The 22283-nt window shown below is 54.7% G+C and carries 21 protein-coding genes; 5 read left to right on the top strand and 16 right to left on the bottom strand.

Features of this window, described 5'->3' with window-relative positions; genetic code table 11:
* Window positions 1-72: 72 nt before the first annotated feature.
* The gene (gene pdxB, locus RAHAQ2_RS06260; protein ID WP_015696427.1) at window positions 73-1200 is read right to left on the bottom strand and encodes a 4-phosphoerythronate dehydrogenase PdxB; all 1128 of its coding nucleotides are present in this window, start codon (window positions 1198-1200) and stop codon (window positions 73-75) included.
* Window positions 1201-1300: 100 nt separating this feature from the next.
* Complete coding sequence (locus RAHAQ2_RS06255; protein WP_015696426.1) at window positions 1301-2092, bottom strand: AraC family transcriptional regulator; 792 nt, start codon at window positions 2090-2092, stop codon at window positions 1301-1303.
* A 128-nt stretch (window positions 2093-2220) separates the two neighbouring features.
* Here RAHAQ2_RS06255 and RAHAQ2_RS06250 point away from each other — a divergent pair, with 128 nt between their 5' ends.
* Window positions 2221-3126 (top strand): DMT family transporter, encoded by a 906-nt coding sequence (locus tag RAHAQ2_RS06250; protein WP_015696425.1) that lies wholly within the window; start codon window positions 2221-2223, stop codon window positions 3124-3126.
* A 242-nt stretch (window positions 3127-3368) separates the two neighbouring features.
* Window positions 3369-4418, top strand: a complete 1050-nt coding sequence (gene flk / locus RAHAQ2_RS06245; protein ID WP_015696424.1) for a flagella biosynthesis regulator Flk — start codon at window positions 3369-3371, stop codon at window positions 4416-4418.
* An 18-nt stretch (window positions 4419-4436) separates the two neighbouring features.
* On the opposite strand, the gene RAHAQ2_RS06240 is transcribed toward flk, so the two are convergent.
* Window positions 4437-4889: a rhodanese-like domain-containing protein gene (locus tag RAHAQ2_RS06240; RefSeq protein WP_015696423.1), complete on the bottom strand. Its 453-nt coding sequence runs from the start codon at window positions 4887-4889 to the stop codon at window positions 4437-4439.
* Between the two features lie 100 nt (window positions 4890-4989).
* Between RAHAQ2_RS06240 and RAHAQ2_RS26190 the strand changes: the two genes are divergently transcribed.
* Window positions 4990-5286: a hypothetical protein gene (locus RAHAQ2_RS26190; RefSeq protein WP_037038541.1), complete on the top strand. Its 297-nt coding sequence runs from the start codon at window positions 4990-4992 to the stop codon at window positions 5284-5286.
* Here the strand turns inward: RAHAQ2_RS26190 and RAHAQ2_RS06230 are convergent.
* The 4 genes from RAHAQ2_RS06230 to fabB form a co-directional block, all read right to left on the bottom strand.
* Window positions 5279-6406, bottom strand: a complete 1128-nt coding sequence (locus RAHAQ2_RS06230) for an SLC13 family permease (RefSeq protein WP_015696422.1) — start codon at window positions 6404-6406, stop codon at window positions 5279-5281. The genes RAHAQ2_RS26190 and RAHAQ2_RS06230 overlap by 8 nt on opposite strands.
* 17 nt (window positions 6407-6423) lie before the next feature.
* A complete protein-coding gene (locus RAHAQ2_RS06225; protein WP_015696421.1) occupies window positions 6424-7911 on the bottom strand; it encodes a PepSY-associated TM helix domain-containing protein in 1488 nt (495 codons plus the stop codon).
* 87 nt (window positions 7912-7998) lie between these two features.
* Window positions 7999-8478 carry a DUF2946 domain-containing protein gene (locus RAHAQ2_RS06220; protein ID WP_015696420.1) on the bottom strand — a complete coding sequence of 160 codons (480 nt, stop codon included), beginning with the start codon at window positions 8476-8478 and terminating at the stop codon, window positions 7999-8001.
* Window positions 8479-8637: 159 nt separating this feature from the next.
* Entirely contained in the window at window positions 8638-9858 is a 1221-nt protein-coding gene (fabB, locus tag RAHAQ2_RS06215) for a beta-ketoacyl-ACP synthase I (RefSeq protein ID WP_015696419.1), read from the bottom strand.
* Window positions 9859-10027: 169 nt separating this feature from the next.
* Between fabB and mnmC the strand changes: the two genes are divergently transcribed.
* Window positions 10028-12058: a bifunctional tRNA (5-methylaminomethyl-2-thiouridine)(34)-methyltransferase MnmC2/FAD-dependent 5-carboxymethylaminomethyl-2-thiouridine(34) oxidoreductase MnmC1 gene (mnmC, locus tag RAHAQ2_RS06210; protein WP_015696418.1), complete on the top strand. Its 2031-nt coding sequence runs from the start codon at window positions 10028-10030 to the stop codon at window positions 12056-12058.
* 73 nt (window positions 12059-12131) lie between these two features.
* On the opposite strand, the gene RAHAQ2_RS06205 is transcribed toward mnmC, so the two are convergent.
* From RAHAQ2_RS06205 to prmB, 6 genes are all read right to left on the bottom strand, one after another.
* Window positions 12132-12410 carry a YfcL family protein gene (locus RAHAQ2_RS06205; RefSeq protein ID WP_015696417.1) on the bottom strand — a complete coding sequence of 93 codons (279 nt, stop codon included), beginning with the start codon at window positions 12408-12410 and terminating at the stop codon, window positions 12132-12134.
* A gap of 24 nt (window positions 12411-12434) precedes the next feature.
* The gene (locus tag RAHAQ2_RS06200; RefSeq protein WP_015696416.1) at window positions 12435-12992 is read right to left on the bottom strand and encodes an elongation factor P hydroxylase; all 558 of its coding nucleotides are present in this window, start codon (window positions 12990-12992) and stop codon (window positions 12435-12437) included.
* A 98-nt stretch (window positions 12993-13090) separates the two neighbouring features.
* Window positions 13091-13891, bottom strand: coding sequence for a sulfite exporter TauE/SafE family protein (locus tag RAHAQ2_RS06195; protein ID WP_015696415.1), 801 nt, complete (start codon window positions 13889-13891; stop codon window positions 13091-13093).
* A 45-nt stretch (window positions 13892-13936) separates the two neighbouring features.
* Window positions 13937-14788, bottom strand: coding sequence for a penicillin-insensitive murein endopeptidase (gene mepA, locus RAHAQ2_RS06190; protein WP_015696414.1), 852 nt, complete (start codon window positions 14786-14788; stop codon window positions 13937-13939).
* An 8-nt stretch (window positions 14789-14796) separates the two neighbouring features.
* Complete coding sequence (gene aroC, locus RAHAQ2_RS06185; RefSeq protein WP_015696413.1) at window positions 14797-15882, bottom strand: chorismate synthase; 1086 nt, start codon at window positions 15880-15882, stop codon at window positions 14797-14799.
* Between the two features lie 77 nt (window positions 15883-15959).
* Window positions 15960-16892 carry a 50S ribosomal protein L3 N(5)-glutamine methyltransferase gene (gene prmB, locus RAHAQ2_RS06180; protein ID WP_015696412.1) on the bottom strand — a complete coding sequence of 311 codons (933 nt, stop codon included), beginning with the start codon at window positions 16890-16892 and terminating at the stop codon, window positions 15960-15962.
* A gap of 203 nt (window positions 16893-17095) precedes the next feature.
* On the opposite strand from prmB, the gene smrB reads away from it, so the two are divergent.
* Complete coding sequence (smrB, locus tag RAHAQ2_RS06175; RefSeq protein ID WP_015696411.1) at window positions 17096-17635, top strand: endonuclease SmrB; 540 nt, start codon at window positions 17096-17098, stop codon at window positions 17633-17635.
* Between the two features lie 78 nt (window positions 17636-17713).
* Here the strand turns inward: smrB and sixA are convergent, their stop codons facing one another.
* The 3 genes from sixA to fadI all read right to left on the bottom strand — a co-directional run bounded on the left by sixA (window position 17714) and on the right by fadI (window position 22132).
* Complete coding sequence (sixA, locus tag RAHAQ2_RS06170; protein ID WP_015696410.1) at window positions 17714-18202, bottom strand: phosphohistidine phosphatase SixA; 489 nt, start codon at window positions 18200-18202, stop codon at window positions 17714-17716.
* A gap of 415 nt (window positions 18203-18617) precedes the next feature.
* Window positions 18618-20822: a fatty acid oxidation complex subunit alpha FadJ gene (gene fadJ, locus RAHAQ2_RS06165; RefSeq protein ID WP_015696409.1), complete on the bottom strand. Its 2205-nt coding sequence runs from the start codon at window positions 20820-20822 to the stop codon at window positions 18618-18620.
* A complete protein-coding gene (gene fadI / locus RAHAQ2_RS06160; RefSeq protein ID WP_015696408.1) occupies window positions 20819-22132 on the bottom strand; it encodes an acetyl-CoA C-acyltransferase FadI in 1314 nt (437 codons plus the stop codon). Before fadI ends, fadJ begins: the two co-directional genes overlap by 4 nt.
* Window positions 22133-22283 lie beyond the last annotated feature (151 nt).

Here is a 22283-nt window from a genome sequence, read left to right as displayed (position 1 = left end):
TGATGATCACCGCCCTGTTTTACATCGTTATACCCGTCATATTTCAATCCGAATTATCAGGGTATAAAAAAATTATTTTAACCGGCTGTTAAAACCCAGTTTTTTCAGCACATCAGCGGTCGCTGCATCGTCGCAAATCACCCGTAAAGAGGACCACTCGCGACGCTCTTCATAGAACTTACGCAGCTTGTCGAATTCGCCCGGTTTTCCGGCGACACGGCGCAAAGGCCGGTCATCGCGGCGCACATCATACACTAAGTGAATAAGACGCAGCAGTCTGGCTTCGCTCAGCGCCCCACTCAGCGTCACTTCGGCAAATTCGGGCGCAGGGAGTAACGACTCCAGCGGCACCGTTTGTGGCTGACCGATAAACTGACTGAATGCTTCGAACACCTGCGTGGTGCCGCGCGCTTTCCCTTCCAGACTGTAACCGGCGATATGTGCCGTGCCGATGGCGACTTTATCCAGCAACGCTAACGACAAATCCGGTTCCGGTTCCCAGACATCCAGCACAGCCGTCAGTTTTTTGCTGCCGTTCAGTGCATCGAGCAACGCGGCGTTATCCACCACTTCGCCACGGCAGGCGTTGATCAGAATACGGTCAGCAGGCAAACGCGCCAGTAAATCCGCATCCACCAGATGATGCGTGGCATAAGGGCCGGACATATTCAGCGGCGTGTGGAACGTCAGGATATCGGCTTCGGCGACCAGCTTCTCAAGCGGCCAGAATTCACCGGCATCCCCCCGATCGGCACGCGGTGGATCGCACAACAGCGTGCGTACCCCCAGCGCTTCAAGGCGGGCATTCAGACGCGAACCGACGTTACCGACACCAATGATCCCGACCGTTTTATCGCGCAGAGAGAAACCATCGCGCTGTGCGAGGATCAGCAGTGAAGAAAAGACATATTCCACCACGGCAATCGCATTACAGCCGGGCGCGGCCGAGAAACCAATGCCTGCGCGGGCAAGCCAGGCATCATCAACGTGGTCAGTGCCCGCCGTGGCGGTACCCACAAATTTCACCGGTTTTCCTGCCAGCAAACTTTCGTTCACTTTGGTCACAGACCGCACCATCAGCGCATCGGCATCATTCAGGGCATCTTGCGGAATGGGACGACCGGGTACAGCCTGCACGTTACCCAGACGGCTAAAAAGCTCGACGGCATACGGCATATTTTCATCAACCAGGATTTTCACGTTTGTCTCCGGCAACATGGCCTAAAGAAAGAATAGAAAATAAAGCGGGCAATGATTTTGCCACGATACCGGGCCAGATCCCAACTTTCAGGGCACAGGTTTACCTGTCGTTACGAAAACGCTGCGGCGTGGTGCCGGAAACCTGCTGGAACATGGCAATAAAGGCCGAAGACGAGCTGTAACCCAGATCGAGCGCCACCTCCTGCACCGTTTTCCCCTGCTCCAGCAAAGAGACCGAATGCAGGAAACGCAACCGCTGACGCCATTGCGCAAAACTCATCCCCAGTTCCTGCTGGCAACGCCGCGACAATGTCCGTTCGGTGGTATACACCTGCTTCGCCCATTGCGCCAGCGATGTATTATCCGCCGGATTTTTCTCCAGTGCGCTCAGAACGGGTGCCAGTAATTTATTTTCTGATGTCGGTAAATAAGTGTCCTGACGGGGTGCCAGACTGATTTGATCCAGTAAAACACGGCACATGCGCAAATCCGTTTCACTCTGCGGTTCAGTCATATTTCGTGAGAAACAGTCATCAGCAATGGCGTTAAAAATGGCCGTCGGCGTCAGCAGACAAGGTCCGGCAGGCAGATGGGTATCCAGCTCAGGCGCGATATCAATGGCGCAAAAACGCGTGGTTTTACGGTTATAGCTTGAATGCTCAACCCCTGCGGGCACCCAGATGGCGAATTCGCGCGGTGCCAGATAGCGCTGTCCGGCCACGCGCATGGCAAGAACGCCGGATTTCACGCAGATAATCTGGCTCCACGGATGTGAATGCTCAACATACTCAGAATTCCCCTCCACAATTTCCCCGCGAAAAAGCAAGGTCACCGGCATCTTCTCCGGTAACGGCGGGTAATATCGGGGCAAAGAAGTACGGGGCACGGGCATAAATACCTTTTGTCTGTGAGCAACACGAGGATTGTCTGAATTACGCGATCGGTTGTCTGATTATCGTTATATCTAACAAACAAGACAACCGTACACTGACGTGACGATTTACTCAGGAATAATATTCAATGAATGTGCTCTTTCCCCTGCTCGCCGTCCTGATCTGGTCGCTGAATGCGGTTGTCAGCAAAGCCTCGGCCAGCGCGATTGATCCTGCTGCCATTTCGTTCTATCGCTGGCTTCTGGCATTGCTGACGCTGACGCCTTTCGTTCTTCCCGGTGTGCTGCGCAACCTTCAGGCGGTGAAACAATACGGGTGGAAACTGCTGATCCTCGGCCTGCTGGGCATGGTGCTGTATCAGAGTCTGGCTTATTACGCCGCACACAGCGTCAGTGCGCTGTTTATGGGCATCCTGAATTCGCTGATCCCGTTGCTGACCGTACTGATTGGCCTGTTTGTGCTGAGTGTGGTGCCGACGGTGGGCGTCGCGCTGGGCAGTATGATTTCCCTCGGCGGTTTAGTCTGGCTGGTCAGTGCCGGCTCACCGGCGCAGTTGCTGCAACACGGCATCGGCATGGGCGAACTGATGATGTTTGCGGCTTCGGCCTCCTACGCGTTGTACGGCGTGCTCACCAAACGCTGGGCGATCCCACTGCCGAACTGGCAGTCGCTGTATGTGCAGATCATTTTCGGCGTTTTATTGCTGCTGCCAAACTTCCTGCTCGCCAGGGATGTCAGCCTGACCGCCCATAATATTCCGCTGGTGCTTTTCGCGGGGATCCCGGCGTCGATCATTGCGCCGTTTTTGTGGATACAGGGCGTTATTCGTCTCGGTGCCAACAAAGCGTCCATTTTTATGAACCTGTCACCGATTTTCACTGCGGTGATCGCTGTATTGTTTCTGCACGAACAGTTGCACAGTTACCATCTGATTGGCGGCGGTATCACGCTCGCCGGGGTCATCCTGGCTCAGCGTTTGCGTAAACCGCTGTTCACCCGCGCCGCGCCTGTGAAACAAAAAGACATCCGCTAAACGGCAGGCCATCCTCGTTAAAGAGGGTGGCGCCTCCCCTACTTTCTGCTTTCGCGCCCCGCCAGACGTTTTATCTGCTGTTTTAGGAAACAATATCCTGAAGAATCTTTCTCAGTCTGCTATTCACGGTGTCGATTAAAACACTTTGCAGGTATGATGAGGCGCTTCCGCGCTCTGCGCCGTGCTTTTTACTTATCATTAAGTTTAAGCGACGTTTTAAATTTCCAGCGAAGGACGGTGATATGCAACCTTTGAGCGGCCCGGGCATGCCGGTTGGCGATAACAGAACACAGCCGCAGGGTCAGACCGTTCCGGCTAAAGCAGGCGCTGAGCTGCCTTTAACGCCGGTACAGCGCACCACGCTGGAAAAACTGATCGTCAAACTGATGGCGCTGACGCCCATCAAGTCTGCCGAGATCTGGGCCAGTTTACGCCACGAACTTGCGTTGCCAAACGGTGCAGAAATTACCTCACAGCAGTTCCCGCAGGCCGAAGCGCTGTTGCAGGGAAAACTCACGCAGGCGCAGGACGGCCGTGCCTCGCGCCAGCTGATGCTGCAACTGACCGAACTGCTGCCGCAGGGCAACAACCGTCAGGCGGTGAGCGATTTTATCCGCCAGAATTTCGGTCATACCGTACTGAGTCAGCTGACGCATCCGCAGTTGCAACAGGTGCTGGATCTGATCCAGACACGCCAGATGAATATCCCGCAGCCCCAGCAGACGCCGGTCACCGATCGTCCGTTGCTGCCTGCCGAACACAACAGCCTGCAACAGCTTGTCACCCGTCTCAGTGCCGCCACCGGCGAAGCACCGGTGAAAGTCTGGCAGGAACTGTTTACGCTGGTTGGCGTGAAAGTGGGCGAGCCAATACCGGCGAAGCATTTTCAGGTGCTCAGCCAGTTTATGCAGGTGAAAGCGTCGCTCAGCCAGCAGACCACCGCGCCAACGCTGACCACACTGCTGAGCGTGCTCAAGCAACCGGCCAGCACCCATGAAATTCATCAACTGACGGAATACGCCGAAAACCGTTTCAGTGCGACGCTCTCCACGCCGCTGACGCAGGTTCAGGTGAGCGATCTGATTGGCGTTCTGTTCAGCCAGCGGGTTGACCGTTCTCCACGCGCAGTGGATACAGACGATACGTTCACCACGGTGACGCGCACCGATCCGCAACCAATCATGAATCCGTTTATCGCGATGTTGCCGCCATCCATGCAGGCAATGGGCGGCAAGCCGCTGTTGTTTATCGCGTTCGTGGTGGTCGTACTGCTGTTGTGGTTGCTGTTTTAATCCTGCAATTACGCCTTATCAACAACCGCAATCTGGCGGCATTTGTTCCCGTGAGTACTGTCCGCGTTCTTCACCTGGCGTAACCGGGTGCTGATCGCGGATCCAGAAATCCAGCCCGCCAATCATTTCCTTCACCCGGAATCCGAGTTTCGCCAGTTTATACGCGCCCTGCGTCGAACCGTTGCAGCCGATTCCGTCACAATACGTCACGTACACCACGTCTTTGCTAAGTTCGCGGGTGCTTTCTGCTGTCATCAGTTTATGCGGAAAACTGACCGCGCCCGGCACATGGCCGCGTGCATAATGTTCAGCAGAACGGGTATCAATAACCACAATTGCGTTCACACCGTTTTGTAAATCCGCCGCGACATCGGCGGCATCAGTATAAAAACTCAGTTTCGACAACAAATACGCAGCACTGATTTCAGGTGACGGTGGTGCGAATCCCAAAACATAAGACTCTTGTTGCATAAACGTTTCCTCGTTAAGTGATGTGGCTGAAAACAGTTCCATCATCGCTGTTTTTGGTCTTATGATTAATGCCAATTTCAAGCCAATGATAAGACCCATTATGCCAGCACTGTCTCAGCCCTCTGCACTGATTACGCTTTTCGAAAACACAGCGACCAACGGTTCAGGCGCTGCGGCAGGTTTGCGTGACCGGCTGTGTGCGGCGTTGCGGCAGGCCATCAATTCCGGCGCACAGGCTGGCGTTGAGACGCCACGGCTTTCACCATTGTTTACCGCCAGCGCCGGTGTCGTAACACAACCTCAGGACGGCTGGCTGCTCGGCTTCTCGGCGCTAACCCCCGCTGAAATTACCGCCGCAGTGAACCGTCTGGCCTCGCTGAAGGTGCCGGTTATTTAACGAACAGCCTCAGCAGCAGCCAGCCCGCGCCGCCGCTGAACAGCAGGAACGGGAAAGAGTAATAGTGAAACCGCAGCCAGATCTTTTTATCATTCGCCATACGTAATGCGATGAGATTGGCCAGCGATCCTATCGCCAGCCCGAAACCGCCGGCATTAACGGCGTAAGCCAGCAACGGTCCGGAGGGTAAATAGTTGATCATCAGGATCGTCGCGGGCACATTGCTGATCACCTGAGAAAGCCCGATGCTCAGCAGATAATGCCCGTAATCCGGCAGCCCGTGAATGTGAGTAAAGGCAGGCTGAAGGGCATTCAGCCCGACCAGTAAACGCACATCGATAAACATCACGATAAACACCAGGATCAACGGCCAGTCGATACGCAGCAGGACGTTCCGCGCCAGCAGTAAAAAACACACAATCACCCCCAGCAAACCATACAACGCCAGCCCCAGATCGACACAGGCAATAAACACCACGTAGAGCACCACGCAGCTCACCAGCAGACGCTGGCGGAAGGGATAACCCTGATTGTTCTCAATCTTTTTCAGGCTGTGCGACGGAAAGCAAAACCAGGTCACCAGCAATAATGCAGCCAGTGTTATCAGCGCCAGCGGTGCCATCTGCCCGATAAAATGCAGGAATGACTGTCCGGATTTATTCCATAGCAGGATATTTTGCGGGTTGCCGATCGGCGTGAGCAGCGAACCGGCATTCACCGCCAGCGCTTCAAATATAATCAGCCGCGTCACCGGTAACGACGTCAGTTTCTTCAGCGTGATCGTCAGCGGGATAACGATGAACAGCGCAACGTCATTGGTCATAAACGTGGACAGCAGCGCCGCCGCCGTGACCAGAAACAGCGCCAGCCGCCGCTCATTATCGATGGCGTTAATCATCTTACGGCCAACAAAGTCAAAATAACCGCTGACCTCAACGCCCTTGGTCAGCATCAGCAACCCCAGCAAAGTGACGATCGTGTCCCAGTCCACAAACTGCGGGAACAGGCTGATTTTCTCCGGCTGGAACAGGGTCAGAATGACACCAAGCAGGATTAACAGATGCAAAAATCTGTCACGTAAAAAAGGCTTTAATACAGAGCCGGAAGCCGCCATTAACATGTTTTTTTCTTCGCTGATCAGAATGCGCTGACGTTACCCGAAGAATTTAGCCGCTTCCAGCGGATAACATCAATCAGGAGAAAAATAAGTAAACTCGCCCCCATCACGGGCAACGAAATTGCCAGGCCAAGCGTGATCACCAAAATCGGGCATTGCAGGCTAAACGGCACCGACTTCCAGGTGTGTAGCAATGTCATGGCCGGATGACTGCCGTCACTGTTGACGGTTCTGCGCAGCCACCACAGGCGATATCCCCAGACAATCATCACACAAAGTCCGACGCCAAAAATCACCAGAATGACCTGATTCCAGATACCGAACAGAATGCCCATATGCGCATCTACACCCCAGCGGGTCAGTTTGGCGAGCAGCGGAAAATCAGCAAACCGGACGTGATCGATAATCTGCAGGGAGCGGGGATCAACGGATACCGCATCCACCTGCGTCGGCCAGCTGCGATCAACTTCCGTCACGGTCCAGGCTTTCCCCGTGCTGTACGTCGGACGGATTTCAATCTTGTGCGCCGCAATACCCGACTCACGCGCCGCCTGTACCACCGCATCAAAAGTTTGTGCAGAAACAGCGACAGATTGCTGCACGGCAGGCATCTCATGTGCAGACATGTCCATCCCCGGCATATCTGGCATATCGGCCATCTGCGCATGATGTTGCGCATGTTCATCCGCAGGTGCGGCTGCCGCCTGCGGATCCAGACTGGTTTTCACGGCAGGCGTCATCCAGCCCATATATGCACGCAGCACGCCGATATTATCCCCCGCCCATTGTGACCAGGTCAGTCCGGTAGCTGAAAAGAACAGTAAGCTGGCGAGTAAAATCAGGCCGAGCGAACTGTGCCAGCGGCGGCTGTTCTGCTGTTTTTGTACCTTGCCACTGACCTTACGCAACTGGCGGGGTTTACGGCGACCACTGAACCAGAGCACGACGCCGCCCAGTGCCGCCACCCACAACCAGGAGGCGGCGAGTTCACTGTAAATACGGCCGGCATCGCCCAGTAATAAACCGCGATGTAAATCATCCAGCCAGGTGCGGAACGGCAGAATACCGCTGGTGCCGTACACCGTCATGTCCCCTTTCACCGCCAGCGTTACCGGATCGATAAAAATCGCCCGGCTTTTGGAGGGGCCCAGTTGCGGATCAGAAAACATCACCCGGGTCGTTTCTCCCGCAGAAGGCGCCGGTCTGACGGCGTAAATTTTTTTATCCTGACCGGCAACATGAAGCGCCGCGTCAATCTGGCGAGACAGCGGCTGCGCCTCGGCTTTTAACGAGGTGCCTTTTGCCGCAGTAAATAGAGCATCGGCATAGAGATAATTTTCGAACTGAGGCGTCAGCACATACAGCGTGCCGGTCAGCGCCGCGATAAAAATAAAGGGTCCGACAAACAGACCAATATAGAAATGTAAACGGCGCAGCAGCGCCTGAAAAGCAGCCCGTGCAGACAGTTTTTTACCCGCGCTGACAGGCAGGTTGGCAGATGGGGTCATCGATCATAATTCCCGAATTTCAAATAACACGCCGTCAACCGCCATCAGTTTCGCGGTTAACCTGAAAAGAAATATTGTGTTAAGCGGTTATGAAAAAACGGGGGGCGCCCGGGGTTGGGCATCTGTGAAGATAAGCGAAGGGATAAGACGTTCCATGACAGTGCGCGGCGGCGCACGACTGGAAAAATCCAGCGACCACAACATCGGTATGGCCTGTAAATCAAGCATCGGCAGATGCACCAGCAGCACGCAATAACCGCAGGCGGCATCGCTCATATCTCCGGAAAGCAGGACTTTCACGGCATCCTGCGGCGCAGATTGACAGGCGGACGTCTGGCAATGCTCCCCTGATGATGCGACATGTTCTGCCATGTCCATGCCAGCCATTTCCGCGTCCGGCATGTCCATATCGGACATCATCATGCCGGGCATCATCATATGCTGCGCACCCTCTGCCACCCGTGATTTGGAAATCACCGGCGCAATAAACAACATCAGTATCGCCACCATCCCGAGCCAGGCCGGGAAGTGCAGATGTCGATGATGGATGTGTCGGAGTGAGAGCATTATGTCAACAAGGTGAAAATAATAAGCGGCGAAATTGTACCTGAATTGTTGAGAAATATATCCAAAATCATTCGAATAGCACCAGGGCGGCCTGAAGGATGACGGATATAAAAAAGCCTGCTCGCAGGCAGGCTTTTATTCAGACATTAACGACAGGGATTATTTGTCGTTTTTCAGCTTACGCATCACCAGCGTGGCGTTAGTGCCACCGAAGCCGAAGCTGTTGGACATCACAGTCGTCAGTTCACGCTGAGTCGGCCTGGTGATGATATCCATACCTTCGGCCTGCTCATCGAGGTTTTCGATGTTGATGCTTGGCGCGATGAAGCCGTATTCAGCCATCAGCAAGGTGTAGATCGCTTCCTGAACGCCTGCGGCACCCAGCGAGTGACCAGTCATGGCTTTGGTAGAAGACAGTGCCGGGGTTTTATCGCCGAACACTTCACGGATAGCGCCCAGTTCTTTCACGTCGCCGACCGGGGTAGAAGTCCCGTGAACGTTAACGTAGTCGATTGGAGTATCCACGCCGTTCATTGCCATTTTCATGCAACGCACTGCGCCTTCGCCAGACGGAGCCACCATATCTGCGCCGTCAGACGTTGCGCCGTAGCCAACGATTTCTGCGTAGATGTGCGCGCCACGTGCCAGAGCGTGTTCCAGCTCTTCGACAACAACCATACCGCCGCCGCCTGCGATAACGAAACCGTCACGCGCTTTGTCGTAGGTACGGGATGCTTTGTCTGGCGTTTCGTTGTAGCTGGTGGACAGTGCGCCCATCGCGTCGAATTCACACGCCATTTCCCAGCACAGTTCTTCGCCGCCACCGGCAAACACCACGTCCTGTTTGCCCAGCTGAATCATTTCTACCGCGTTACCGATGCAGTGTGCAGAGGTGGCGCAGGCAGAACTGATGGAATAGTTAACACCGCGAATTTTGAACGGCGTCGCGAGGCAGGCAGATACGCCGGAAGCCATCGCTTTGGTCACCATGTAAGGGCCAACGCCGCGCAGGCCTTTAGCACGCATACCGTCGGAGCCCGCAACCTGATTGCGCGGAGAACCGCCGCCGGAACCGGCGATCAGGCCGGTACGTTCGTTGGATACCATTTCAGGGGTCAGACCGGAGTCTTCAATCGCCTGTTGCATGGAAAGGTAAGCGTAGATCGAGGCATCACTCATGAAACGCACAATCTTACGATCGATAAGGCCCGCGGTGTCTAATTTGACATCACCCCAGACGTGACTACGCATCCCGGCATCTTTCAGCTCTTGCGAGAAGGTGATCCCAGAGCGACCTTCCTGCAGAGATGCAAGAACTTCCTGCTTGTTGTTACCGATGCTCGAGATGATACCCAGGCCAGTAATCACTGCACGTTTCATTTAATACCTCTTGTACTATTCACCATTTGGGATTTCGTCAGGCACTCTAGCGTACAGTTGTACGCCGAACAAGTCCGATCAGCAATTCCTTGTGTAAATCGTGGTAAATTTGCGCGGGTGCAAACGCAGCGTTAAACTCCGGCATCGCCTTGAACTGAGAGAGTTTCATGTGAGCCATAACCCGATTACGCCCGCTGAATTAAGCTGGAACGAACAGGGTACACCTGTTTCCCGACATTTTGATGACGTCTATTTTTCCAATCAGAACGGCCTGCTGGAAACGCGTCATGTTTTTCTCAATGGCAATCATTTTCCGGCGCGTTTTGCCGATCATCCTCGCCCGCTGTGCATCATCGCCGAAACCGGTTTTGGCACCGGCCTGAACTTTCTGTCGCTGTGGCAAGCCTTTGATGCGTTCTGCGAGGAACATCCCGACGCCACGCTGCAACGTCTGCATTTCATCAGCTACGAGAAATTCCCGTTGTCTGCCGGTGATCTGACAACAGCACACACACAATGGCCCGAGCTCGCCGCGTATTCAGCACAACTTTGCGAGCAATGGCCCATGGCCTTTTCCGGCTGTCACCGCCTGCTGCTCGCAAACGGGCGCATCACGCTTGACCTGTGGTTCGGCGATGTCACTACCCTGCTTCCGGCATGTGACACCAGTATGAATCAGCAGGTCGACGCCTGGTTTCTCGACGGATTTGCCCCTTCCAAAAACCCGGACATGTGGACGCCGGACTTATTTCTCGCTATGGCGAAAATGACCCGCCCGCAAGGCACATTCGCCACCTTCACGGTGGCCGGATTTGTCCGCCGCGGATTGCAGGACGCGGGTTTTGACATCAGCAAGGTGCCGGGGTTCGGCGAAAAGCGACATATGTTAGCCGGTGTGCTGCCCGCAGGAATTGACGTACCTCATCCCGCGCCGTGGTATGTGCGTCCGGCGGCAAAAAATGCCACAAATTTTGCGGTGCTAGGTGGCGGCGTCGCCAGCGCCGTGTTGTCGCTGGCGTTACTTCGCCGTGGATTTGCGGTCACGCTGTATTGCGCCGATGAAAAACCGGCACTCGGCGCTTCCGGTAACCGTCAGGGCGCGGTATATCCGCTGCTCAATGGCCGCGGCGACACGCTGGAAAATTTCTTTGCGCACGCCTTCACCTTCGCCCGCCGCCAGTATGCGCAGCTTGAAAAGCTGGAGGTGCCTTTCGACCACGGCTGGAGTGGCGTCACACAGCTCGGTTATGACGAAAAAAGTCAGGGCAAAATTGACGGCATCATTCACGGTGGCTGGCCGGAAGCACTGGCGAAAGGAGTGAATGAAGAAGACGTGGAAGCATTATGCGGATTACCGTGCGGCAGCGGCGGCGTGACGTATCCGCTCGGCGCATGGCTGTGCCCGGCTGAACTGACGGCATCGATGATTTCACTTGCCCAAACACAAGGCTTAACCGTGCATTATCGCCAGCGAGTGACCGCATTAGATTTTGATGCAGATTCTCAGTGGGCGCTGACCTTTGCAGACGGCCATGTTGCCCGTCATCAGGCGGTGGTACTGGCGAATGGCGCGGACATTACTGATTTCAGCCAGACGGAAAAACTGCCGGTTTACGCCGTCAGCGGTCAGGTTTCGCATATTCCGACCACATCGACGCTGAGCAAGCTTAAACAGGTGCTGTGTTATGACGGTTATATGACGCCGGTCAGCCCGCAGAATCAGCATCATTGCATCGGCGCAAGCTATCACCGTGCGGATAAATGCACGGATTACCGTGAGGACGATCAGCAGGAAAACCGCCAGCGTTTACTCAACTGTTTGCCGGATCAGCAATGGCCGCATGAGGTGGATGTCAGTGAAGGCGAAGCGAGAAACGGCGTGCGTTGTGCGACGAGGGATCATCTGCCGATGATCGGTTCCGTGTCAGATTACGACGCGTTACTCGAAAGTTATAAAAAGTTGGATCTGGATATTCAGCGCCATCGCCCGATTGCAGACGCGCCGGTGTATGAAAACCTGTTCCTGTTTGGCGCGCTCGGCTCACGCGGTCTGAGTTCCGCACCGCTGGGGGCGGAAATTCTGGCCGCGCAAATTGCCGGTGAACCATTGCCGCTCGACAGCGACACGCTGGCGGCACTCAACCCGAACCGGATGTGGGTCAGAAAACTGCTGAAAGGCCGCCCGGTCGAATCACATTAATCCGCCCCTTCTCAGGCAATAAAAAAAGCGCAGCCGGTTAATCCGTGCTGCGCTTTTTTTTACTGAAAAGAGATTACTGAGGGAGAGATGCCTGATACAGGTTTTCCCACATACCTTGTACCAGAAGCTGATCGCGCGGTGACAGTTCACCGGCTTTGATGGCTTTGTCCAGACCGTCCTGAACACGGATTTTCAGCGCTTCGGCGGTGTGTTCGCCGTTTTCTTCCGCTTCCGCCACCGCGACCGTCAGATGCCCCCGCAGATAGCCACTGGCAAACAGTTCGTCGTCGCTGGCGCTTTCCACCATATCGTCGATCAATGTTAAAATCCGCGTTTCAAATTCTGCGATCATTACTCTTCCTCTCGTGTTCAGGTCTTATTCTATCGGCTGCAAGGCAGGGAAATCTGCAGGCGTCAAAGGGGGCGTATTGTAAAACGATTGTAACGCTTTAATAAAGCGCGCCGGTCTTTCAGGAATGCCCTGCTCCAGCATACGCAGCACTTCTTCACGGACTTTGTTCTGGAAACCCACGCGGTCCGGTTCACAATCGCCGCTGAGATTGTCACAGCTAACGTTGAAACGAAAACCTGCCGCCGCACAGAACAGCCATTCGTAAGATTGTGGTTTGACTTCCACTTTCTCGAATTCACTTTGCGTTTGCGCATCACGGCCATCCGGGCAATACCAGTAGCCGAAATCCACCAGTTTACGGCGTTCGGCACCGGCCACGCACCAGTGTGAAATTTCATGCATGCCGCTGGCGTAATAACCGTGTGCGAACACAATGCGGTTAAACGGTTCTTGTTCATCAGCAGGCAGATAGATCGGTTCGTCGTCGCCTTTCACTAAGCGAACGTTGAATTCCTCAAAGAAACAGGAATCAAAAATGTCGATCAGTTGATGATAGTTATGTGTTGCAGTCGAATCTGACATAAAACGGTAAAACTCAGTAAGTGGGAAAGGGCGACAATATACCCTTGTTTAAACACCCGATTTCATGACTTCAGGCAAGCATTTTGCTGCTCCTGACATTATAAATGCAGACTTAACCATTGATGGATTTCAGCGCCATGGTTGTCATAAATCAGTTTGCAGCTCATCACCACGGAAACGATGACTACCATCGGGCGGATTATCTTCTGCCCTTTACTCAGCACCATCCGTGCGCCCAGACGTGCGCCGATAAACTGTCCCGCCATCATCACAAACCCCAGCACCCACACCACTTTGCCGCCAAGTATGAAAAACAGCAGGCCACCAAAGTTGGAGGTGAAATTCAGGACTTTTGCGTGTGCCGTGGCTTTTGCCAGATTAAACCCACATAACGTCACAAAAGCCAGTGCGTAGAAAGAACCGGCTCCGGGGCCGAAAAAGCCGTCGTAGAATCCCACACAACCGCCGCCGACCAGCGCATACGGCAGTGCATTTAAGCGCCTTGCCCGGTCGCTTTCCCCCAGACGCGGTGTCAGCAAAAAATACAAACCGATGCAGATAATCAGCACCGGTAAAACCTGACGTAACATGTCGGCGCGCAGATGCTGGATAAGGATCGCGCCGATCACCGAACCGGTAAAGGTACAGGCAATGTTCAGCTTCTGATCGTTAAGGTTCACCACGCCACGCCGCACAAAGTAAAGACTGGCGGAGAAAGATCCGCCGATCGATGACAGCTTATTGGTGGCAATTGCCTGCGCCGGTGACACACCTGCCGCCAGCAGCGCTGGCAGGCTGATCAGCCCGCCGCCACCTGCAATGGAATCAATGAAACCGGCAAACAGTGCAACGAAAAATAAAACAACCAAAACCCACGGGGCAACAATCAACCAGTCCATTTTTCTGTCAGCTCGCTATGCGTGGCGAAGGGTGAGTAAAACGTATTAAAGAACGTGTTTATCCAGCAGCGCCTGACACGAAGGCGGCAACGGAGGCGGCTCTTTTTTCACAGGGATCCCGCTGCCCGGCTTGGGTGGCAGGAACCAGCTTTGCAGCTCAGCGCCACAGCCATCACCCGGCGGCGGCGGTGCCTGATTCTCGCATTCGAGGTTACCTACCGGACAACGCAGACGAACGTGCATGTGTGCACGATGACCAAACCACGGACGCACCTTATGCAGCCATTCGCGATCCGTTCCGGCATCGAGGCAGAGTTGCTGTTTGATGGCCGGATTGACGAAGATCCGAACCACGTCTTTATCCTGCGCAGCCATTTTGATCAGCGTTTCGATGCGTGGCTGCCACTGAGCTGGCACAATGGATTTGCCGTTGGCGCTGACCAGATCGATAGGCTGCGGCCTGAGCAACATCTGTTCGCTCCAGCGCTGACGCGGCAGTTGCAGCCAGATATCTACATCCAGCCCGGACTGATGGCTGGCGTGACCGCTGCTGAAGCGCCCGCCGGCCGGCATCGCCATATCCCCGACCAGCATGGTGCCCAGCCCTTTTTGCTGAGCCTGTGTGCCCAGACGGGTGATAAACGCCAGTAAATCAGGCTGACCGAAATAGCGGCGCTGATCGGTACGCATCACCTGGTAGGCAGGCGAATTCAGCGGCAGTGGCTGTGCGCCAACCTGGCAACCGTTAGCATAACTGCCAATCGCTTCCGGCGTGCCGGAAATGGGCTGGGTAATTTTCTGCCACGGCGTTGCCGCCATGGCAGGTGCGCAAAGTGCCAGCGCCAGAAGACTGGCACAAACAGCACGAAATGCGGGGAGCGTGCGTAAAGGTTTCATCGGACAAATTACCAGCGTGGCACAGTGGAATGGACGTCGCCGTTCTGAGCACGCTGACGCAGTAAATGATCCATCAGCACGATCGCCATCATCGCTTCGGCAATCGGCACCGCACGGATCCCCACACAAGGATCATGACGACCTTTGGTGATCATCTCGACCTGCTCACCTTCACGGTTGATAGTGCGGCCGGGAACGGTAATGCTGGAAGTCGGTTTCAGCGCCAGATGGGCGATAACCGGCTGACCGCTGCTGATCCCGCCAAGAATGCCGCCCGCGTGGTTGCTTTGGAAACCGTCCGGCGTAATTTCGTCACGGTTTTCACTGCCGCGTTTAGCGACAACCGCAAAACCATCGCCGATTTCCACGCCTTTCACCGCATTAATGCTCATCAGCGCATGTGCCAGATCCGCATCCAGACGGTCAAACACGGGTTCGCCAAGGCCGACAGGCACGTGATCCGCCACGACGGTGATTTTGGCCCCGATCGAATCGCCTTCTTTTTTCAGCGCACGCATCAGTTCATCCAGCGCTTCCAGCTTGCCTGCATCCGGGCAGAAGAACGGATTGGTTTCCACCAGATCCCAGTCTTTCAGCTCGCAGGTGATATCGCCCATTTGCGACATATAACCGCGCACTTTAACGCCGAATTTTTCCAGCAGGTATTTCTTGGCCACCGCGCCTGCGGCCACACGCATCGCAGTTTCACGGGCGGAAGAACGACCACCGCCACGGTAATCGCGCACGCCGTATTTTTGCTCGTAGGTGTAATCGGCATGTCCCGGACGGAACACATCTTTGATTGCGCTGTAATCCTGCGAACGCTGATCGGTATTCTGGATAATCAGACCGATGCTGGTGCCGGTGGTCACGCCTTCAAACACGCCTGAAAGAATTTTCACTTCGTCGGCTTCACGACGCTGCGTGGTGTAACGTGAAGTGCCCGGACGACGACGGTCGAGATCGTGTTGCAGGTCAGCCTCGGTCAGCGAAATGCCCGGCGGCACGCCGTCAATAATACAGCCCAGTGCCACACCGTGGGATTCGCCAAAAGTGGTGACGCGGAAAAACTGCCCAATACTGTTCCCTGCCATCACGGCTCCTTAACCATTATGTTGATTGATTGCTGAATGACCGGCGCCATGCCGGTCATTATTGTCAAAGTGATTTCTCAGTCTTTGTATGCGCTGAATTCTTCCGCGCAATCGAGGAGTTGCTGTTTGGTCAGCATAAACACACCGTCGCCACCGTTTTCAAACTCCAGCCAGGTGAACGGGATCTCAGGATACTGATCCATCAGGTGCACCATGCTGTTGCCCACTTCGCAGATCAGCACGCCGTTATCGGTCAGGTAATCCGGCGCACAGGCCAGAATCCGGCGGGTCAGTTTCAGACCGTCGCTGCCGGAAGCCAGCCCCAGAACCGGCTCGTGGCGGTATTCCTGCGGCAGATCTGACATGTCTTCTTCGTCCACATACGGCGGATTAGTGACAATCAGGTCATATTGCAGCGGAGGCAATTCGCGGAACAGGTCAGAGCGGATTGGCGTGACCCAGTTCTCGATACCGTGCGTGTCGATATTGCGCTCTGCCACGGCCAGCGCGTCGGCAGAAATGTCGACGGCATCAACTTCAGTTTCAGGGAACGCGTAAGCGCAGGCAATGGCAATGCAGCCGCTGCCGGTACACATATCAAGAATGTGTTGTGGCTGTTCGCTCAGAATGCCGGAGAAACGGTTGCTGATCAGCTCGCCAATTGGCGAACGTGGCACCAGTACACGTTCATCGACATAGAATTCCATGTCGCAAAACCAGGCTTTGTTGGTCAGATAGGCCACCGGAATACGCTCATTGACGCGGCGGATCACACGTTCAACAATGCGGTGGCGCTCGCTGGATGTCAGGCGGGCGGTGTGCATATCTTCAGGGATGTCCAGCGGCAAAAACACGCTTGGCAAGACCAGTTGCACTGCTTCGTCCCACGGATTATCGGTACCGTGACCGTAATAGACATTGGCCGCGTTCAGGCGGCTGACGGTCCAGCGCAGCATATCCTGAATGGTATGCAGTTCACTGACAGCTTCGTCGACGAAAATTTTGTCCAATTTTATTCTCCAGGCAGTGCACGGGTTTTTAACAAACGTTTAACCCATTATTTGCCGCATAGTTTGCCACGAAGCCCGCCACAAATCAGCAGCTAGTCAACGTACTTGCGCGATGTCTCGAAGAATTTAACCCTGAGTTTTCTTTAAACCGCAGGGGGACGGAAGGTACACTGTCTGTATTGAGCGAAAATGACGATAAAAAAATGAAGAAAAAACACCTGCTCAGCCCCGAAGAAGCGGCGTTATTCCGCGAGGCTGTTCCAGGCATCAAGCGCCTGAAAAACGATACGATTACTCATCGCCCGCTACGGAAAAAGGTGGCAGAACTGTCGCCTAAAAAGCTGATTCAGGAACAGGTGGACGCGAGTTATTATTTTTCTGATGAATTCCAGCCAATGTTGCAGGAAGAAGGCCCGGTTCGCCACATCCGGCCAGACGTCAGTCATTTTGAATTGAAAAAATTGCGCCGCGGGGATTATTCACCCGAGCTGTTTCTGGATTTACATGGTTTAACGCAGAAAGAAGCCAAACAGGAACTGGGTGCGCTGATCGCCGCCTGCCGACGCGAACACGTTCATTGCGCCTGCGTGATGCACGGTCACGGCAAACATATTCTCAAGCAGCAAACCCCGCTGTGGCTGGCGCAGCATCCTGATGTCGAAGCCTTCCATCAGGCACCAAAGGAGTTCGGCGGCAACGCCGCCTTGCTGGTGCTGGTCGAACTGGATGATAAAATCAGCTGACTCCGTCCCAACCTTCAGAAACGAGAAAGGCACAGCCGAAGCTGTGCCTTTCTTTGTTTAGTTTTTCGTCCCGGAAAACTAAACCTTAGCCATCACCTGGCACGGGCTGAACTGCCAGTCAAAGGTGCCTTGCCCGGTTTCGCCGCTCAGTTCAACACTTGCCATCGCAGACGTGGCAAACATTGGCGGACAAACGCCAGGACACAACTCGGCCACCAGATAACCGACCAGCGGCAGGTGAGACACCACCAGTACCGCGCTGACGCCGGTCAGCGCCAGATGCTGCAGTTCACTGGCGACCAGAGCAGGATCTCCGCCCGGTGTCAGTTCTTTCAGAACATCAATCTCAACGTTGTCAGGCAGCGCCAGGCACTGGCGCACTTTTTCAAGCGTCTGCTGCGCACGCAGGTACGGACTGACCAGAACGCGGTCAATTTTGACGCCACGGCCATTCAGCCAGGCCGCCATATGTACTGATTCGTCACATCCGCATTCGCTTAACGGGCGAACCGAGTCGCTTGCAGCTTCGAGAACTGCATCACCGTGACGCATAATTACAACTTGCATATTGCACCGCTTTTGTTAACAAAAATAGCGCTATACAGAAACGCCTTGCGTGCTGTATTACCCATTGCCCAGCATTTCAATCACTGTCTGATTGATGTTTCTCACTACAAGATAGCTGTCAGGCAGTACATCCACTTAACACGCTGTGCCCCCATGCTTTGCAGGGTAAGCATCAGCGGTCGGGCATTTTGCCTGAAACTTCACGTAAAGAAAACGCTGTTTTTTACACCAACCCTTACCGCTTGTAAACCATTCCGGCGATTATTTAACCACCCGGGTTGTAGATCAATCATTTGGGATTGTTTCTGTACAAAGTCATTCTCACCCTAAAAAAGATCCCGCGGGCATTTTGTCTGGCTGCAGGCAAGATCTGTCCCAGATTCTCGCGAAACTCAGCAATAAGCAGTGACCACAATCACACTTCACTGACCTTTTCGCGCGCCCCGCCATCTGAACAGAACAGTTCACCCTGCTGCGCCCGGCGTAATAACCCTGCGCATGGGGTGAAGCGCTCACCATACTGCTGCGCCAGACGCTCCAGCGTTTTCACCACACTGGCGAGGCCCAACTGGTCCATGTAACGGAACGGACCTCCCCGGAATGGCGGGAAACCAATCCCGAACACGGCACCCAGATCGCCATCGCGCGCACTGCGGATGACGTTCTCGTCAAGACAGCGCACGGCTTCGTTGAGCATCAGCATCACGCAGCGTTGTGCAATCTCATCTTCTGACTGCTGCGCTTTTGGCGTGACATTCAGCAGACGGTAAATCGCCGGATCGACCTGTTTCTTCTTCGCCGCCGCCCGCCCTTTCTGCCCGTAAAAATAGAAACCTTTACCATTTTTACGTCCTTTGCGGTCATCTTTCAGCACGGCATCAAAACCCGATGGTGCGGCAAAACGCTCACCAAAAGCGTCCACCAGGATCGGGCCAATTTTCGTGCCGACATCAATGCCCACTTCATCGAGCAACTGGATGGGGCCGACCGGAAAACCAAAATTTACCAGCGCTTTGTCAATGTGATCGACCGGTTCGCCATTGATTAAGCAGCGCGCGGCTTCATTGATGTAAGGGGCAAGAATGCGGTTTACGTAGAATCCGGCACGGTCGCCGACCACAATCGCCGTTTTCCCCTGTTTCTTCGCCAGCGAGACGGTTGTCGAAATAGTCTGCGCACTGGTGCCCGCATGGGGGATCACTTCCACCAGCGGCATTTTATCGACCGGGCTGAAGTAATGCAGCCCGATCACCTGTTCAGGGCGACTGGCCTGCTCTGCAATCTTGTGGATAGGCAACGAAGAAGTGTTTGACGCGAAAATTGTGTGCAGTGCGGCGTTTTGCTCTATTTCCGCTACCATAGACTGCTTGAGCGATAAATCCTCAAACACCGCTTCCACCACGATATCCGTCTGCGCAAAACCGCTGTAATCCGTGGTGCCGGAAATCAGCATCATCTGCCGTTGCTGTTCAGTGCGTGTCAGCCTCCGGCTGCGCACCTTTTTCTCCAGCAAATCCCAGCTGTATTTCAGCGCATGGCGGATGCCTTCGTGATTAATGTCTTTAATCCGCACCGGCAGACCGGCTTTGATGGCAGTCACATGCGCAATACCGCCGCCCATCAGGCCTCCCCCGAGGATGCCTACCCGGCGTACCGGCAAGGGTTCGGCATCGCCGCCCTTTTCTTTTTTCAGCGCGGTGGAGGCAAAAAACAGGCTGCGCAATGCGGCTGATTCCGGCGTCATCACCAGCTCGCCAAAAGCGTTGGCTTCGGCCTGATAACCATTACCGCTGCCCTGATCCAGACCGGTTCTCACCACATCAATGATTTTTTCGGTGGCCGGATAATTGCCATGCGTTTTTGCCCGGGCTTGCTTGCGCACAAAATGGAACAGCACACTTTTGCCCAGAGGCCCCCCCGCCAGACGCGCCTGCCACGGTAATGGCGGACGCGATTTACGCCCTTTTGCCACACGTTCCAGCGCGGTTTGCAGCAAAACAGAATACGGCACGGCATCATCTACCAGCCCCATTCTCAGCGCCTGTTTTGCGCGAATACTGCGACCGGTTAACATCAACTCCAGCGCTTTCGGCGCGCCGATCAGCCGCGGAAGGCGTTGCGTACCGCCGGAGCCCGGCAATAAACCCAGTTGCACTTCCGGCAGACCAAGCTGCGTTTTTTCATCCAGCGAACACACGCGGGCATGGCACGCCAGCGCCAGTTCCAGTCCGCCACCCAAACAGGCTCCATGAATGGCGGCTACCACCGGCACAGAAAATGAGGCGATTTGCGCCATCACCGTCTGGCCTTTTTGCGCTAACTGAGTGGCTTCGGCGGCCGTCTGACAACCCGAAATCATGCTGATATCTGCGCCGGCAATAAACGAGTCTGTTTTACCGGAAATCAGCACCAGACCTTTCAGGCCGGGATATTGCTGCGCTTTCTGCAAAATGGTGCAGATTTGCTGAGCAAATTCAGCCTTTAAGGTATTCACTTTTTCACCGGGAACATCAATGGTGATAATCCCGACCTGTTCTGCGGTAAATATCAGTGAAAAAGCGGAAGCCGGTTCAGCGGCATCCGTGTCTGTCGTATTCAGGTTTTGCATATTATCGCTCATTGCGCGGCCTCCAGAATCATTGCCGCGCCTAAGCCACCGGCGGCACAGGCGGTCGTCAGCCCGTATTTTCCGCCACGACGGCGTAACTCATGCAGCGTCTGGGTAATCATTCGTGCACCGGTTGCTGCAAAAGGATGTCCGTAGGCCAGCGAACCGCCCAGAACGTTGAATTTATCCCAGTCTATTTCGCCAACAGCCTGACTGCGCCCAAGTTTTTCACGGGCAAATTCCTCACTGGCCAACATGTTGATATTGGCCAGCGTCTGCGCGGCAAACGCTTCGTGCATATCAATAAGATCCAAATCGCCCAGCGTCAGTCCAGCGCGATCCAGCGCCAGCGGCGTGGCGTAAGCCGGGCCGAGAAGCATATCCTCCCAGACGTCGATGGCAGCAAACGCAAAACTTTTCAGATAGCCAAGCGGTTCCAGGCCTAGCTCACGCGCGCGGGATTCGCTCATCATTAATACCGCCGCCGCGCCGTCAGTCAGCGGTGTGCTGGTGGCGGCAGTGACGGTGCCGTGTTTGCGGTCAAACGCCGGACGCAATTTAGCGTACTGGCTGATTTCAGAATTCAGGCGGATGTTGTTGTCTTTTTGCAGCACTTCACGATACGGAGGAACCTGCGTCGCCATCACCTGCGAGGTTAAATAACCCTGCTCCCACGCCTGCGCGGCCAGCGTGTGTGAACGGTGCGCCAGCTCATCCTGTTGCGCACGGCTGATATGATGACTTTTCGCCATCTGCTCAGCAGTATCGCCCATGCGCAGGCCGGTAGAATATTCGGCCACCGCTGGCGGCACCGGCAGTAAATCCCGCAGTTTCAGTTTGCTGAAAATGGAAAGACGCTGTGACAGCGTGCGTGCTTTACTGACATCCACCAGTGCGCGGGCCAGTCGTTTGCTGACGCCAATCGGCAATACCGAAGAAGAATCCGCTCCGCCTGCGATCCCGACATGCACCATACCGCTCATAATGCTTTCGGCCACGTTGGCGACTGCCTGAAAACTGGTGGCGCAGGCACGTGAGACGCTGTACGCATCGGTCGACACATGCATGCCGGTGCCGAGCACAATTTCGCGGGCGATATTCGGCGCTTCCGGCATCTGGACCACCTGGCCGAAAACCAACTGATCGATGTGCTTCGGGTCTATCCCACTTTTTGCCAGCAGCTCACTGACCACAATTTTACCGAGATCAACAGCAGGAATGCCGTGATAGGCGGTGGCCTGTTTCGCAAACGGCGTGCGCAAGCCGTCGACAATCGCAATGCGATCGCCCTCACGCGTTACCAGTGGAACGACTTTATTCATACAAGCTCCTGAGAAAAAATAGGGTCTTAAGAGGTCAGACCTGATAACTCAGTTTTAACTATGTATTTACATTTGGCAAAGCGAAAGGGAGTGAAGTGCGAGCAACAGCAAATTTTTCTGAAATAAGAATGAGAAGAAAAACCGGCGGGGA

The sequence above is a fragment of the Rahnella aquatilis CIP 78.65 = ATCC 33071 genome, assembly GCF_000241955.1.
GTDB lineage: Bacteria > Pseudomonadota > Gammaproteobacteria > Enterobacterales > Enterobacteriaceae > Rahnella > Rahnella aquatilis.
This window is presented reverse-complemented; position numbering and strand designations above follow the sequence as displayed.

Bases quoted from the DNA above. Each gene is read 5' to 3' on its own strand.
- fadI (WP_015696408.1), bottom strand. From the start codon at position 22,132: ATGAATAAAGTCGTTCCACTGGTAACGCGTGAGGGCGATCGCATTGCG.
- sixA (WP_015696410.1), bottom strand. From the start codon at position 18,202: ATGCAAGTTGTAATTATGCGTCACGGTGATGCAGTTCTCGAAGCTGCA.
- RAHAQ2_RS06195 (WP_015696415.1), bottom strand. From the start codon at position 13,891: ATGGACTGGTTGATTGTTGCCCCGTGGGTTTTGGTTGTTTTATTTTTC.
- RAHAQ2_RS06250 (WP_015696425.1), top strand. From the start codon at position 2,221: ATGAATGTGCTCTTTCCCCTGCTCGCCGTCCTGATCTGGTCGCTGAAT.
- RAHAQ2_RS06200 (WP_015696416.1), bottom strand. From the start codon at position 12,992: ATGTCAGATTCGACTGCAACACATAACTATCATCAACTGATCGACATT.
- RAHAQ2_RS26190 (WP_037038541.1), top strand. From the start codon at position 4,990: ATGCCAGCACTGTCTCAGCCCTCTGCACTGATTACGCTTTTCGAAAAC.
- flk (WP_015696424.1), top strand. From the start codon at position 3,369: ATGCAACCTTTGAGCGGCCCGGGCATGCCGGTTGGCGATAACAGAACA.
- smrB (WP_015696411.1), top strand. From the start codon at position 17,096: ATGAAGAAAAAACACCTGCTCAGCCCCGAAGAAGCGGCGTTATTCCGC.
- fabB (WP_015696419.1), bottom strand. From the start codon at position 9,858: ATGAAACGTGCAGTGATTACTGGCCTGGGTATCATCTCGAGCATCGGT.
- RAHAQ2_RS06240 (WP_015696423.1), bottom strand. From the start codon at position 4,889: ATGCAACAAGAGTCTTATGTTTTGGGATTCGCACCACCGTCACCTGAA.
- mepA (WP_015696414.1), bottom strand. From the start codon at position 14,788: ATGAAACCTTTACGCACGCTCCCCGCATTTCGTGCTGTTTGTGCCAGT.
- RAHAQ2_RS06255 (WP_015696426.1), bottom strand. From the start codon at position 2,092: ATGCCCGTGCCCCGTACTTCTTTGCCCCGATATTACCCGCCGTTACCG.
- RAHAQ2_RS06230 (WP_015696422.1), bottom strand. From the start codon at position 6,406: ATGTTAATGGCGGCTTCCGGCTCTGTATTAAAGCCTTTTTTACGTGAC.
- aroC (WP_015696413.1), bottom strand. From the start codon at position 15,882: ATGGCAGGGAACAGTATTGGGCAGTTTTTCCGCGTCACCACTTTTGGC.
- RAHAQ2_RS06225 (WP_015696421.1), bottom strand. From the start codon at position 7,911: ATGACCCCATCTGCCAACCTGCCTGTCAGCGCGGGTAAAAAACTGTCT.
- RAHAQ2_RS06220 (WP_015696420.1), bottom strand. From the start codon at position 8,478: ATGCTCTCACTCCGACACATCCATCATCGACATCTGCACTTCCCGGCC.
- fadJ (WP_015696409.1), bottom strand. From the start codon at position 20,822: ATGAGCGATAATATGCAAAACCTGAATACGACAGACACGGATGCCGCT.
- RAHAQ2_RS06205 (WP_015696417.1), bottom strand. From the start codon at position 12,410: ATGATCGCAGAATTTGAAACGCGGATTTTAACATTGATCGACGATATG.